The 13,304-nt window shown below is 70.7% G+C and carries 12 protein-coding genes; 5 read left to right on the top strand and 7 right to left on the bottom strand.

All coding sequences use genetic code 11. The features are described from left to right. Nucleotides 1–84: 84 nt before the first annotated feature. Complete coding sequence (locus CA984_RS12995; protein ID WP_086571689.1) at nt 85–891, bottom strand: SDR family NAD(P)-dependent oxidoreductase; 807 nt, start codon at nt 889–891, stop codon at nt 85–87. A gap of 359 nt (nt 892–1,250) precedes the next feature. Beyond that, nucleotides 1,251–2,189 carry an MBL fold metallo-hydrolase gene (locus CA984_RS12990; RefSeq protein ID WP_086571647.1) on the bottom strand — a complete coding sequence of 313 codons (939 nt, stop codon included), beginning with the start codon at nt 2,187–2,189 and terminating at the stop codon, nt 1,251–1,253. Between the two features lie 115 nt (nt 2,190–2,304). Between CA984_RS12990 and CA984_RS12985 the strand changes: the two genes are divergently transcribed. Together CA984_RS12985 and CA984_RS12980 are read left to right on the top strand one after the other, a co-directional pair. Then, complete coding sequence (locus tag CA984_RS12985) at nt 2,305–3,228, top strand: LysR family transcriptional regulator (protein WP_086571645.1); 924 nt, start codon at nt 2,305–2,307, stop codon at nt 3,226–3,228. A gap of 366 nt (nt 3,229–3,594) precedes the next feature. Then, nucleotides 3,595–5,895, top strand: coding sequence for a transglycosylase domain-containing protein (locus CA984_RS12980; protein ID WP_242675915.1), 2,301 nt, complete (start codon nt 3,595–3,597; stop codon nt 5,893–5,895). A gap of 37 nt (nt 5,896–5,932) precedes the next feature. On the opposite strand, the gene CA984_RS12975 is transcribed toward CA984_RS12980, so the two are convergent. The 4 genes from CA984_RS12975 to CA984_RS12960 are packed head-to-tail and all read right to left on the bottom strand — an operon-like array spanning nt 5,933 to nt 9,508. Beyond that, nucleotides 5,933–7,612 (bottom strand): MFS transporter, encoded by a 1,680-nt coding sequence (locus CA984_RS12975; protein ID WP_086571642.1) that lies wholly within the window; start codon nt 7,610–7,612, stop codon nt 5,933–5,935. Nucleotides 7,613–7,615: 3 nt separating this feature from the next. Then, the gene (locus tag CA984_RS12970) at nt 7,616–8,293 is read right to left on the bottom strand and encodes an LppX_LprAFG lipoprotein (protein WP_086571640.1); all 678 of its coding nucleotides are present in this window, start codon (nt 8,291–8,293) and stop codon (nt 7,616–7,618) included. A gap of 60 nt (nt 8,294–8,353) precedes the next feature. Next, complete coding sequence (locus tag CA984_RS12965) at nt 8,354–8,905, bottom strand: MarR family winged helix-turn-helix transcriptional regulator (RefSeq protein ID WP_231509466.1); 552 nt, start codon at nt 8,903–8,905, stop codon at nt 8,354–8,356. A 15-nt stretch (nt 8,906–8,920) separates the two neighbouring features. Beyond that, nucleotides 8,921–9,508 carry a malonic semialdehyde reductase gene (locus CA984_RS12960; protein ID WP_086571637.1) on the bottom strand — a complete coding sequence of 196 codons (588 nt, stop codon included), beginning with the start codon at nt 9,506–9,508 and terminating at the stop codon, nt 8,921–8,923. Nucleotides 9,509–9,618: 110 nt separating this feature from the next. On the opposite strand from CA984_RS12960, the gene CA984_RS12955 reads away from it, so the two are divergent. Further along, complete coding sequence (locus CA984_RS12955) at nt 9,619–10,602, top strand: cation diffusion facilitator family transporter (protein ID WP_086571635.1); 984 nt, start codon at nt 9,619–9,621, stop codon at nt 10,600–10,602. Here the strand turns inward: CA984_RS12955 and CA984_RS12950 are convergent. Further along, the gene (locus tag CA984_RS12950; RefSeq protein ID WP_086571633.1) at nt 10,552–11,232 is read right to left on the bottom strand and encodes a 4'-phosphopantetheinyl transferase family protein; all 681 of its coding nucleotides are present in this window, start codon (nt 11,230–11,232) and stop codon (nt 10,552–10,554) included. The genes CA984_RS12955 and CA984_RS12950 overlap by 51 nt on opposite strands. A 344-nt stretch (nt 11,233–11,576) precedes the next feature. Here CA984_RS12950 and CA984_RS12945 point away from each other — a divergent pair, with 344 nt between their 5' ends. Both CA984_RS12945 and CA984_RS12940 read left to right on the top strand, forming a co-directional pair. Then, nucleotides 11,577–12,158 (top strand): RNA polymerase sigma factor, encoded by a 582-nt coding sequence (locus tag CA984_RS12945; protein ID WP_086571631.1) that lies wholly within the window; start codon nt 11,577–11,579, stop codon nt 12,156–12,158. A gap of 2 nt (nt 12,159–12,160) precedes the next feature. Further along, the gene (locus CA984_RS12940) at nt 12,161–13,162 is read left to right on the top strand and encodes an LCP family protein (RefSeq protein WP_086571629.1); all 1,002 of its coding nucleotides are present in this window, start codon (nt 12,161–12,163) and stop codon (nt 13,160–13,162) included. Nucleotides 13,163–13,304 lie beyond the last annotated feature (142 nt).

Raw genomic sequence — 13,304 nt, 5'->3', positions numbered from 1 at the left:
GGCCGCCGCGTGGGTGGATGGGACCCCGAGGAACGTGATGGGGCCTCCGCGCCTTGGAGGCCCCATCACGTCATCCGCCGTGGGTCACGGTTCCTTGAGGAATCCGGCGTCCACGGAGAATTCGGCGCCGGTCGTGCTGGCCGAGCGCGGCGAGACCAGCAGGGCCACCACGTCCGCGATCTCCTGCGGTTCGACGAGACGTCCGGTGGTGAGGTTCATCATCTCCGGCGCGATCTTGTCCAGGACGGTGTCCCGGTCCGCTCCGGTCCGAGCGGCGATGACGTCGGCCGCGCCGCCCTCCTCGGTCCACCAGGCGGTCCGGACCGGACCGGGAGAGACGGTGTTGACGCGGATACCCTGCGGGCCGTACTCCTCCGACAGAGCCTTGGTGAGGTTGGTCAGTCCGGCCTTGGCCGCGTTGTAGTCGACGTTCATCGGGGCCGGTTTCCGCACGTTGACCGAGGAGATGTTGACGATCGCGCCGCCACCCCGCGCAAGCATGAGCGGGATCGCGGCTCGGATCGCGCGGACGGCCGAGAACAGGTTGAACTCGAACATCGCCCGCCAGTCCTCATCGGTCGCGGACAGGAACCCGAAGCGGGGAAGCTGCGCCCCGGGTGGCGGGCCGCCCGCGTTGTTGACCAGGATGTCCAGCCCGCCGAACGCCTCGGCGGTGTAGGCGACCGCTACGCCGGGACCCTCGGGGTGGGCGAGGTCGACCGGCGCATGGACGAGATCCGGGCCGGCCAGCTCATCGAGTCCGGGACTGGTGCGGCGCGAGACGGCCACCACTCGGGCCCCCTCCTGCAGCAACGTACGGGTGGTGGCCAGGCCCACCCCCTTGGAGGCGCCGGTGACGAGTGCGATACGGCCGGACAACTGCAGATCCATGATCATTCTCCAACGGATCGAATGTCTAACGGGTTAGAAATCCCGTTAAGTGAAGGCGGCGTAATTCCTTTGCCGATGAAACTCTTGACCCCTTTGCTGGGCGGGGACGGTTGTCGCGTGTGACGGTCAGGTGCTGTCGCCGGCAGGTCTCCGCCGCCCCTGCCTCTGGCGACGCCTGCCTGACTGCGCGTTACGGCGGGTCGACGGCCTCGGCCGTGATGAGCAGCCGAGCTGAGACCCGGGTGCGGCGGTGGTGGCGGTCCGGCCGGCGAAAGTGCCGGTGCCGAAGCTCGGCGCGGGGACCTTGAGCCCGGACGCGCCCGGTCGTCTGTGTTCCATGAGGTGGCTCTCTCTGTGCTTCATGGCTGTGGTCGCCAGGTGGCGCCGTCGGCGTCCTGGTGTACGCGGCCGAACACCACGTCGGCGAAGTGCACGCCGAAGCCGATAGTGTCGGGACGCTGGAGCTCGGCCAGCAGCCAGTGGCGCAGGCGGGCCGAGACGGCGGGGTCGTGATCGGCGGCGGCGGACCACGCCGGGTGACGTACCTGGATGGGAGAGTGCAGCGCGTCGCCGAAGGCGATCAGCCGCTGCCCGCCCGCGGTGATCGTGAAGGCGGTGTGCCCCGCCGTGTGGCCGGGCATCGCCAGCGCGCGCACGCCCGGGAAGATCTCCTCGCCTTCGCGTACGAGCCGCAGCCGCAATGTGATGGCGGCCAGCATCCCCGCGGTGACGCCGTGCGCGGCGGCCAGGTGGCGGCCGGTCCATTCCCGTTCGCTCACCAGGAAGTCGGCTCCGGTGAAGACCGCGGGGGCGACGCAGGCCCAGCCGAGGTGGTCGGGGTGCAGGTGGGTGAACGCCACCGCCTCGATCTCGCCGGGTGCGCGGCCGATCCTCTCCAGGTTGTCCAGGAGGGCGCCGCCGTGGACGGCGCCGATCAGCGGATGATCGGGATCCTCCGGTACGGCCCGCGGCCCGAACCCGGCGTCGATGAGCAGGGCCCGACTGCCGTACTCCACCAGTAGCCCGCCGACGCCCGCCACCAGATGGCCGGTGTCGTTGAGATACTCGGCGTGCTCCGCCCAATCCCCTCCGGTGGTGGCCGGCAGCCAGCCGCGTGGCCTGAGCTGCGCCACCCCGTCAGGCACGTAGGTGATCTTCAGCTCGCCGAGCTGGAGCGACCGGATCCCCGACGGCCTGCGTAGCCGCCTGTCGCCCATGAGGGCGGCGCCTTGCCGGACGGCGGCTGCCCGCTCGGATGCGGTGGGGCGTGTCGCTGAGATGTCGATCGCTTCTGTCACGGTGATGTTCCTCGAACTGGGGTCACCAGTCCACCATCAGGGAATCGGACATACGGTAACAAGGGTGATATATAGAACAACTCATTAGTGAGGTTCATCGTTCGAGGTGGATGGCATGGAACGGCACGAGATCGAGATCTTCCTGACGCTGGCCGAGGAACTGCATTTCGGGCGGACGGCAGAGCGTGCCGGAGTGTCGCAGAGCAGGGTCAGCCAGACGCTTGCCAAGTTGGAGCGCCGCATCGGGGTGAAGCTGTTCGAACGCAACAGCCGCAACGTGGCGCTGACCGCGATCGGTGAACAGTTGCGTGCGGGAATCGAACCCGCTCACCGGCGCATCCAGGAGGAGGTCGCCAAGGCGACGGCGGCTGGACGCGGCGTCACCGGAATGCTGCGGGTCGGCTTCTCCGGAGCTTTCACCGGCGACCTCATCCTTCAGGTCGCCGACGTCTTCTCGGCCCGCCACCCGGGCACCGAACTGCAGATCCAGCAGGTGCAGATATCCGATCCCTACGGCCCCCTGCGAGCCGGCGACGTCGATCTTCAGGTCACCGAACTCCCGATCGACGAACCCGACCTCACCGTCGGGCCCGTCCTGGTCTCCCAGACTCGTGCGTTGCTCATGCCGTCCGCGCACTCCTTCGCCCGGCACGCGTCGGTGAGCCTGGAAGACCTGGCCGAGATGACCCTGCTGACCGTCGTCAGCGAAAACGTCCCCGCCCACTGGGTGGAGTATCACGCCCCACGCCAGACCCCCACCGGCAGGCCCATCCCGCAGGGCCAGGCCATCGTCTACTGGGAGGACGTGCTGTCGCTCGTGCTGGCGGGCAAGGGCGTCTGCCCGGTCTCCGCCGCCGGAGCGCGCTACTACGTCCGCCCGGGACTCACCGTCGTCCCCTTCCGCGACGCCCCGCCCATCGAGTACGCGCTTGTGTGGCCGAGCGCCCGCGAAACCGCCCGGGTGCGCGCCTTCGTCCAGATCTCCCGCGAGTTCGTCGAAAGCCGCGGCGGTTCTTCCGCGGTCATCGACACGATCTGAACCCCGGTCCCGCGCTGATGGGATTCGGGATCCGTTGAGCCGGCCGGAGGGTCGAACGCGTCAGCAGCGTCACTGTGGATGTGTCACCCGGGACCCTCCGGCCCGGCGGCCGTATCGCGGGGTCCGCTCGCCGTACGGGCCGCCGCCGTGGCGCTCGCCGCGGCCCGAGCCGGTGTCTTCGTCGGCAGCCGTACCGGCGGGAGTCTGCCGGGGCGTCCCGCCGGCGGCGTGGGGCGGGACGGATACCGGTGTGAGCTGCAATCATGTGTTAATCGATATCGGTCGTGTCTCGATATCGGTATTGGACATCCGCTGGCCCGATCTGCTTTGCTCCTCCCGTCTGACGGACGAGAGCAAGGACATGGCATGCGGCATGGGCTTATGCCCGGACGGGGTGAGGGTCGGCCGGGGGCCGCGACGAAGATCGCGCGTCTTGCCGGCATGGGGGCGGCGGCGGGCGTGCTGGTCGCGGGGATCGCGCTGCCAGCCGTGGGAGGTGTGGGCTTCGGCTTCATGTCGGCGGCCAACGAGGTGAACTTCAAGCCCGAGGACCTCACCGAGCCTCCGCCGGCGGAGGTCACGATCGTGCAGGACGCCGGTGGCAACGAGATCGCGCGGTTCTACGAGGAATATCGCGAGGTCGTCAAGCTCGACGAGGTGGCTGAGATCATGAAGACGGCGATCGTCTCGATCGAGGACTACCGGTTCTACAGGCACGGTGCGATCGACATCGAGGGCACGATCCGCGCGTTCGCCAGGAACGTGCAGGCGGGCGGGGTGAGCCAGGGCGGGTCGAGCATCACCCAGCAGTATGTCAAGCAGGTGCTGCTCAACTCCGCCGACACCGACAGCGACAAGAACAAGGCACTGGAGGCCAGCTACGCGCGCAAGCTCAACGAGCTGCGTTACGCGATGGCGGTCGAGCAGAAGTACTCCAAGGACGAGATCCTGGAGAAATACCTCAACATCGCCTACTTCGGCGCGGGCGCCTACGGCGTCGAGGCGGCGGCCAGGCGGTTCTTCGGCGTCGAGGCGGACGCGCTCACCCTGCCGCAGGCGGCGACGCTGGCGGGAGCCGTGCAGGATCCCAACGCCACCGACCCCAACCTGGGCAGGAAACAGCGCGAGCGGATGTTGGACCGCCGCAACGTCGTGCTGGACCGGATGGCCGAGCTGGGCGAGATCACCCCCGCCGAGGCGGCGGAGGCGAAGGCCACCAAGCTCGGCTACAAGGGCACGGACCTGCCCGGCGGCTGCGAGGCCAGCGACCATCCGTACTTCTGCATCTACGTCCGTAACGAGATCCTGAACAACTCCGACTTCGGCGAGACGACCGAGGCCCGCGAGGCGTTCCTCAACCGCGGCGGCCTGACGATCAGGACGACGATCGACCCGGAGGCCCAGGCGGCGGCGGACAGGGCGATCAGGAAGTGGGTCCGCCCCTCCGACAGCCCGGCGGCGGCCGAGGCCCTGGTCCAGCCGGGCACCGGGGCGATCAAGGCCATGGCGGCCAGCCGGACGTACGGCCGGAGCAAGGCCAAGAACGAGATCTCCTACAACCTCGTCGCGGACGCCGCGCACGGCGGCGCCACCGGTTTCCAGGCCGGCTCCACCTTCAAGACCTTCACGCTGCTCAACGCGTTGCAGAAGGGCATGAAGGTCGACGACGGCTTCACCGTCGGTGCCGGCTACCGCGCCTCGGGCTACGCGGCGTTCAAGAACTGCAAGGACGAGAACATCGGCGACCCGACCCACACCGTCACCAACGACGAGGGCAGTCCCGGCTGGAAGACCCTGCGGACCGGCACCTGGGGCTCGGTGAACACGTTCTTCATGACGCTGGAGCAGCGGGTCGGGCTCTGCGACACGGTCAAGACCGCCAAGTCGCTGGGCATCCACCGCTCCGACGGGGCGAAGCTCCAGGAGTACGAGACGTTCACGCTCGGCATCAACGAGATGGACCCGGTGACCGTGGCCAACGCGTACGCCGCGATCGCGGCGCGCGGCAGATACTGCGCGCCGATGGCGATCACCCGGATCACGGACAGGTACGGCGAGGTCACCGACTTCACGCCCAAGTGCCGCCAGGCGCTCGACCCGGAGGTCGCCGACGCGGCGGCCGACGTGCTGTCCGGCGTGTTCACCGAGGGCACGATGCGGGGCGTCGGCGGCATCGGCCGTGACGCGGCGGGCAAGACCGGCACCACCGACGGCTACGCCTCCGCGTGGTTCGCCGGGTTCACCCCGGACCTGGCCGGAGCGGTCAGTCTCGGCGACCCGCGTGGTTCGCAGGACCACAAGCTGAGCGGCGTCACGATCGGCGGCCGGTACTACGGTGCGGTGCTCGGCGCCAGCATCCCGGGGCCGATCTGGAGGGACACGATGCTGGCGGCGCTGAGGAACGTCGAGCCGGCGTCGTTCACCCCGATCGACTCGGCGCGGTTCGGCGGCTGCGGCCAGGACTGCCGGCCCGCGCCGCCCCCGCCGGATGACGGCGGCGCCACCGAGGACGACGGTCCCGACGGCGGCGGCCCGGACGCCTCCTTCGGCCCGGATGTCTCCTTCGGTCAGGACAGCGGCGGCCCGGACGCCTCCTCCGGCCCGGATGTCTCCTTCGGCCAGGACGGCGGCGGCCCGGACGTCTCCTCCGGCCAGGACGGCGGCTGACGCGCCGCCGCCGGTCAGGCGTCCGGGTGCGTCCGGGTCACTTCACCGCCGTGCCCCCGGGCCGGTGCGGGAGCAGCAGGGCGACCAGCGCCCCCACCGCGCACAGGACGGCGGTGAGCAGGAAGATCTCGCTGTACTCGGTGTGCAGGGCGGCCCGCACCCTGCCCTCGTACTCGGCCAGCCGCCCGGCGTAGACGGCGGGGTCCACGCCGAACGGCAGTGGCGTGTCCAGGTCGGCGGTGAGCGACTGGAACCGGTGGAAACCCCATGCCGACAGCCCGGCGACGCCGAGCAGCATGCCCATCATCCGGGCCACGACCACCGCCGCCGAGGCCACGCCGTGCTGGGCGGTCGGCGTGGCCCGCAGCACCGCCGAGGAGAGGGGGGCGATCACCACCCCCAGGCCGAGCCCGGCGACGATCAGGTCGACGTCCATGCGGTATCCCGCGGCGGCCAGATCGGCGGGCCACTGGCCGATCCGGACGTAGCCGGCCGTCGCGAGCGCCAGCCCGGCCACCGCCACCACCCGCTCGCCGTACCGGCGGGCCAGCAGCCCGCCCAGCAGCGCGGACACCGAGAGCGCGACGAGGAAGCGCGACAGCACCAGCGCGCCGTCCAATGTCCCCAGCCCCAGCAGCGTCTGCGCCGACAGCTGCACGTCCACGAGCGTGACCAGCAGCGCCGCGCCGGTCAGGAAGCTCACCCCCAGGGTGGCGGAGAACGGGCCGCGCAGCGCCCCGGTCAGATCGATCAGCCGGGTCCGGGAGCGCCTCTCCCACCAGGCGAACGCGACGGCGGACACCACTCCCGCCACGATCATCGGCAGGCCCCACGACGGCAGGACCGACACACTCGGGTCGGGGTTGTAGAGCCCGGCCACGAGCAGGCCCAGGGCCAGGGCCAGCAGCAGGCCGCCGACCACGTCGACGCGCTGCCTCCCCGCCGGACCGTCCGTCGGACCGCGCGCCGGCGGGGGCACGGATCGCTGTACGGCCACCGCGGCCAGGGCGACCAGGGGGAGGTTCAGCCAGAAGATCGAGCGCCAGCCGCCGAGCTGGACGTCGCCCAGACGCAGCGTGGCCGGGACCAGGGCCGCCAGGCCCGCGCCGTACAGGGGGCCGAGCACGCTGCCGAGCTCCTGGGCCGCGCCCACCGCGCCGAGGGCGACCGGCCGGTCGTGTTCGTCCCACAGGTCGCCGACCAGGGCCATGGTGATGGGCAGCAGCGCGCCGCCCGCGACGCCCTGCAGGCCGCGCCCGGCGACCAGCCAGGGGACCGTGTCGCCCAGCGCGGTGACGACCGAGCCGGCCGCGAAGCCCGCCAGGCAGAGATGGATCAGCGGGCGCCTGCCGTACCGGTCGGAGAGCCGGCCGAGCAGCGGCATGGCCGCGATGTAGCCCAGCAGGAAGCCGGTGACGATCGGGGTGGCCCGCTCCAGGTGGTTCAGCGGGACGTCGACGTCCTTGGCGATGTCGACCAGGACGGTGACCACGACATAGGCGTCCAGGGCCGCCAGCAGCACCGCGGTGCCGCCGACGCCGAGGGCGATCCGCCGCCGGGCCGCCGGGCCGGCGCCGGCCCGGCGTCCGCTGGCCGCGGGGGGCGCGGCGGTGCCGGTCAGGTCCTGAGAGGCGGAGCCGGTCGGGCTCCCGGCCGCCGGGGCGCCGGTGGTGTCGGCCGCAGGCGCGGCGGGGCGGCGGTGTGCGGGGTCGGTCATGGGTCACTCCGCCGGCGCGGTGACCTGGACCGGCACGTCGTAGTCGCGGAAGGTGACGATCACCTTGCCGCCGTTCATCGGCAGGTCGGCCTTGAGCAGGCGGCTGGTGGACCTGTCGATCCAGAGCCGTCCGTTGACCCCTTGCGACAGTCCCGGCACCATCGTGGCGAGGACCTGCTGGGAGAGCGTGGCGGCGACCCGGTAGGCGTCGGCGCCGTCCACCTTCTCCACGGCCTCGGTCTTCGGGTCCAGCGCGGTGCTCAGAAGCTGGACGACGCCCTTGTCGGGGTCGAGGATGGCCGACGGGTCGTAGATCGCGGCGAGCTGGCTCCGCGATATCTTCTGGAAGCCGCCGGTCACGCCCTTGAAGTGGACGGTCTCACCGATCAGGACGAACTGGATCTCCTGGAGACTGCCCGCCAGATCGATGTTGATGGTGCCGTCGGCGTCGCCGGTTCCGCTGAGACGGCCGGTGGCCTTCTTGACCGGCACCGGCGGAGTGCCCTCGGTCTCCATGGTGAAGGCGGCCGACTTCGCGCCGCGCATCGCCTCCGCGGACTTCTTGACGAGCTCGCTCCCGCCGGGCAGCGCCGCCTGGTCGTCGGAGGAGCCGCCGCTGCACGCGGTGACAAGGGAGAGCGCGGCGACCAGCGCGGCGATGAGGATCCGGCGAGCAGACATGGCCGGATCGTAGCGACCGCCCGGTCACCTAAGGGAGAACCCGCCGGTATCGGTTTCGCTTCAGCGCAGGCTCTTGAGGTGGCTCACCACGGGGGCGTAGGCCGTCTCCAGCTCACGGAGCTGGTCGTCGGTGAGCAGGTCGATGAAGTGCTGCCGCACGCTGGCCACGTGGTGCGGCGCGACCTTCTGGATGGTGGCCCAGCCGTGCTCGGTGAGCACGGCGAAGGTGCCGCGCCGGTCGTCCGCGCAGGTCTCCCTGGCGACCAGCCCGGCCGCCTCCATCCGGGAGATCTGATGGGACAGGCGGCTGCGGGACTGGATCGTGGCGTCGGCCAGGTCGCTCATGCGCATGCGATGGCCGGGGCTCTCCGAGAGGTTGACCAGGATCTCGTAGTCGTTCACGGAGAGGCCGAAGGTCTGCAGGTCGCGATCGAGACGGTGTTCGAGGAGCTTGTGCGCGGCGAGGTGGGCGCGCCAGGCCCGCTGCTCGATGGAGCTCAGCCAGCGGGGCTCCTCCTCGTCCACCGGTCGCTCACCATTCCTCATCAGCTGCGCGGGCGGCTCCGTCCAGCCCGCCACTGCGCTCCCCGCGTCGGCTCGCTCCCTGCTCATAGGTGAGAACCTACCTCAGACAGTCGTTACCACCTCGTCGTAGGCCAGGCGGGGAAGGCGGTCGAACCAGGCGTTCTCACCGGGCTTGCCGATGTTGACGACGGCCAGCACGGTGTGGTCGCCGTCGAAGAACTCCTTGTCGATGCCGGCGGCGTCGTAGCCGGCCATGGGACCGGCGGCCAGACCGGCGGCCCGGACGCCCAGGATGAAGTAGCCGACCTGCAGCGTCGCGTTGAACATGGCCGACTGGGTGCGCCTCGCCTCGTCGGCGAACAGGTCCTTGGCGCCGGTGAAGTGCGGGAAGACCTTGGGAAGCTCCTCGTGGAAGTCCAGGTCGGCGGCGAGGATGGCGACCAGCGGAGCGGCGGCGGTCTTGGCCTGGTTGCCCGGGGACATCAGGCCGACCAGGCGCTCGCGGGCTTCGGGGCCGCGTACCAGGAGGACCCGGAGCGGCTGCTGGTTCATCGCGGTCGGGGCGTACTTGACCAGGTCGTAGATCGCCCGCATCTGCTCGTCGCTGACCGGTTCGTCGGTGAAGGTGTTGGCCGTGCGGGCGTCACGGAAGAGCAGGTCCTGGGCTTCGGTGGAGAGAGCGAGAGCCATCGGTGATCCTTAACAAGTTTTATGGGCTATTTGTCCGTTTAAACATGAGTGAAGATTCAACTATTCCTGGCCTGCCGGAGGCGTGGGTCACAGGCGCGTACAGTGATCGGGTGGTGGACAAGGCGGCGGAGAAGTCCGGATCGGAGAGCCTCGGCACGGTGATCGTGGCGGGCCTGGCCAACCTCGCGATCGCGGTGGCCAAACTGGTCGCGGGGCTGGTCAGCGGCTCGTCGGCGATGCTGTCGGAGGCCATGCACTCGGCCGCGGACACGGTCACCGAGGTCCTGCTGTACGTCGCGGTGCGCCGGGCCGGCCATCCCGCCGACGCCAGGCACCCCTTCGGGCACGGCATGGCCGGGTTCTTCTGGGCGCTGATGGCCGCCTTCGCCACCCTCATCGGCGGAGCCGGATTCTCGATCACCCACGGCCTGCACGAGATCAGCCACGGCGAGGAGCTCGCCGACCTGACGATCTCCTACGCGGTCCTCGCGGTCTCGTTCGTGATCGAGGGGATCTCGTTCCTCAAGGCTCTGTCACAGGTGCGTGCGGAGGCCGGGCGGCTGAAGGTGAGCCCGCAGCGTTACGTCGCCAGGACCTCCGACACCGCGCTCAAGGCCGTGCTCTTCGAGGACGGGGCCGCCCTGGTCGGCCTGCTGATCGCCGCGTCCGGCCTGCTGGCCTACCAGCTGACCGGCTCGCCCGTGTGGGACGGCGTCGCCTCGGTGGCGATCGGCCTGCTGCTGCTCGGGGTCGCGCTCCACCTCATCCGCGCCAACGTGTCCCTGCTGCTCGGCCAGGCGGCGCCCCTGAGGATGGAGCAGGAGATCAGGGCCGAGCTGCTCGCCCTGCCCGAGGTGGAGAACGTGGTGGAGCTGCTCACCATGATGCTCGGGCCGAGCGAGGTGATGGTCGCCGCCCGCGTCGACTTCGTGGACGACGCCACCGGGGCCGGCCTGGAACGGGCCGCCGACCGGGTGGAGCGCAGGCTCACCGAGCGTTTCCCCTCGATCTCGCAGGTCTTCCTCGACCCGACCCCCGGCAGGTCAGCCCAGGGTGGCCGGATGGTCGGTGACGACGCAGACCGCGACGCCTGAACCGGTCCGCCACTCCAGCAGGTGCCTGCCCGCCCACTCCAGGCGACGGATCCCTTCCCCGCCGGGACCCGCCCCCTCTCCGTCCGGGGGCGTGGTGTCCCCGCCGAGGGGGAGCGCGGACAGGTCGATCGTGCCCAGGGCGTCCAGGGTGAGCTCACCGCGCTTGATGAGTGCCTCCTTGCGGACCCACAGGCGGATCAGCGCCTCGTTGTCGCGGGCCAGGGGTCTTTCCGCGGGGGCCAGGGCGTGCGAGACCAGAGCCCTGTCCGGCGGGCCCGCGGGGACGCGCTCGGCGTCCACGCCGACCCGGCCCGGGCCCACCGCCACGCACACGTACCCATGGCTGTGCGACAGGCTGACGCCGAGCTCGGGGACCTCCGCCAGGTACGGCCTGCCGTGCCCCGGCCCGCAGCGGTCGCAGTGCTGGAGCAGCGTCAGCCGGTCCTCGGGGACGCCGAGGACCTTCGCCGCGCATCGCCGTACCAGGAGATGGGCCGCCACGAAGTCACGCCGGTCGCCCTCCTGGACGAACGCCGCCGCGCGCTCGCGCTCGACCTCGGTGAGCAGGTCCGTTCCGGCGGCGGAGTAGATCTCGTCGGTGGGACCGGCCAGCACCAGGCAATCGCGCATTTGCTCAGATTAGGGGTTTTAAGGCTATAAGAGGTGACCTATCGATGGATAGCCGGTGATGCGGCTACCGTCCCGGCCGCCACCCCGCTCGGGACGGTGGCCGGGACCCCGAGCCCCCCAGTAGGGCCATGGGCTCAACGCCGTCCCCGAGCTCCACTCGCTTCAGGCGGACGGAGCAGAGAACCGGTGCTCGCCGCCTGAAGACTCGCCTGCTCGGGCACGAAAGCACGGATGGAAGGCCGGGCCTGATGGCATGCTCGGCCGCCGCGGGCCTCGCTGCCGTGAACCCGGGTGATGGGTTGTGGCGATACATCCCTGACCGACTTCCCTACAGAAGGGCGGAGATGATCACACAACCCGCCACCCGGGGCGGCGACGCCGACCTCGTCAGCGCCTCCTGGACCCAGCCGGAGGCGTTCGCCGAGCTGTTCGACCGCTACTCCGGCATGCTCTACCGGTATGTCTCCAAACGGCTCGGCCCGGAGCCGGCCGAGGACCTCGTCGGCGAGACGTTCCTGATCGCCTTCTCCCGCCGCAGAAGCTATGACCTGGCCTACCCGGACGCCCGGCCCTGGCTCTTCGGCATCCTCACCAAGCTCATATCCCGTCAGCGCCGCACCGAGGCGGTCCGCTACCGGGCGCTGTCACGGGCGCCCGTGGACGACCACGAGGACTCGCCCGCCGACCGGGTGGCCGCCGGGGTGAGCGCACAGGCCGCCCGGCCCGCTCTGATCAGCGCGCTCGCGGCGCTGCCCGCCAAGGACCGCGACGTGCTGCTGCTGATCGCCTGGGGTGATCTGACATACGAGGAGGTCGCGCAGGCACTCGGAATCCCGGTCGGCACCGTACGCTCCCGCCTCAACAGGGGCAGGCGGAAGGTACGGGCGGCGCTGGGCGACACCAACCCGATGGTCGAGGAGGCGTGACGATGGACGACCTGAAGATGCTGCGCGACCTTGGCGCCGAACTGGAGCACCAGCCGCCGGCGACCCTGGCCCGCCGGCGCAACCGTCTGCTTGCCCTTCAGAACAACCGCCCGCCGGGCGCCCGGTCCCGCCGCCTGCGGGTGGGCCGGCCGGTCATGGGCCTGGCAGCCGCCGCCACCGTGGCCGCCGTGACCGTGCCCACGCTGGTGCTGAACGCCGGTGAGAGCGTCGCCCCTACCGGAGCCAGGCCGGTCAAGGTGACCGGCACGCTGAACATCCTCGTTGTCGGCACCGACAGCCAGGTCGGCACCCCCCGCTTTCGGAGTGGCGCGCGCAGCGACAGCATCCTGCTGGCGCATCTGCCGGCGGACCGGGAGCGGATCACGTTCGTCAGCCTGCCGCGCGACTCGATCGTCCAGATCCCCGCCTGCGGAGCGACGCCGGCCCGGAAGGACATGATCAACTCGGCGTTCGACAAGGGCGGGCTCGCCTGCACCGTCAAGACGGTCGAGACGCTGACCGACGTGCGGATCGACCACGCGATGGAGTTCAACTTCCAGGCGTTCAAGGAGGTGGTCGACGCCCTCGGCGGCGTCGAGGTCAGGTTGCCCGAACCCGTGAACGACCACAAGGCCAAGCTGACGCTCCCCGCCGGCAAGAGCATGCTCAACGGAGAGAAGGCGCTCGCCTACGCGCGGCTGCGCAGCTACGGCGACGGGTCGGACATCCAGCGGATCAAACGCCAGGTCGGACTCATGCGGACGATGCTGAGAAAGGCCAGGCAGGGACTTGCCGATCCCGTCCGGCTCCGATCGTTCCTCTCCGCGGCGACCAGGAGCGTGAAGAGCGACATGGACCTGGAGACGATGGTCACCGTCGCCGGAAGCGCCCGCGAGAGCCGGCCGACGTTCCTCGCGGTGCCCTGGCGGCCGGCTCCCGAGGACCCCCACAGGATCGTCTGGAAGCAGCCCGAGGCGAGCAAGCTGTTCGGCAGCCTGCGCTAGCCCGGTCTTCACCCGGAGGGTCTCCGAGTGACCTTCGCGTGATCGACGGGGCGGCCCTTGGCCGGCGGGATCCCCGGAAGGAACCGCGCGGGTCCCTCCGGTCCGCCACGGCCCGCGCGGGTCCCTCCGGTCCGCCACGGCC

The organism is Streptosporangium minutum, from assembly GCF_002149035.1.
Classification (GTDB): Bacteria; Actinomycetota; Actinomycetes; order Streptosporangiales; family Streptosporangiaceae; genus Streptosporangium; species Streptosporangium minutum.
Note: the sequence above shows the minus strand (reverse complement) of the source record. Positions and strands in the feature narration are given on the sequence as shown.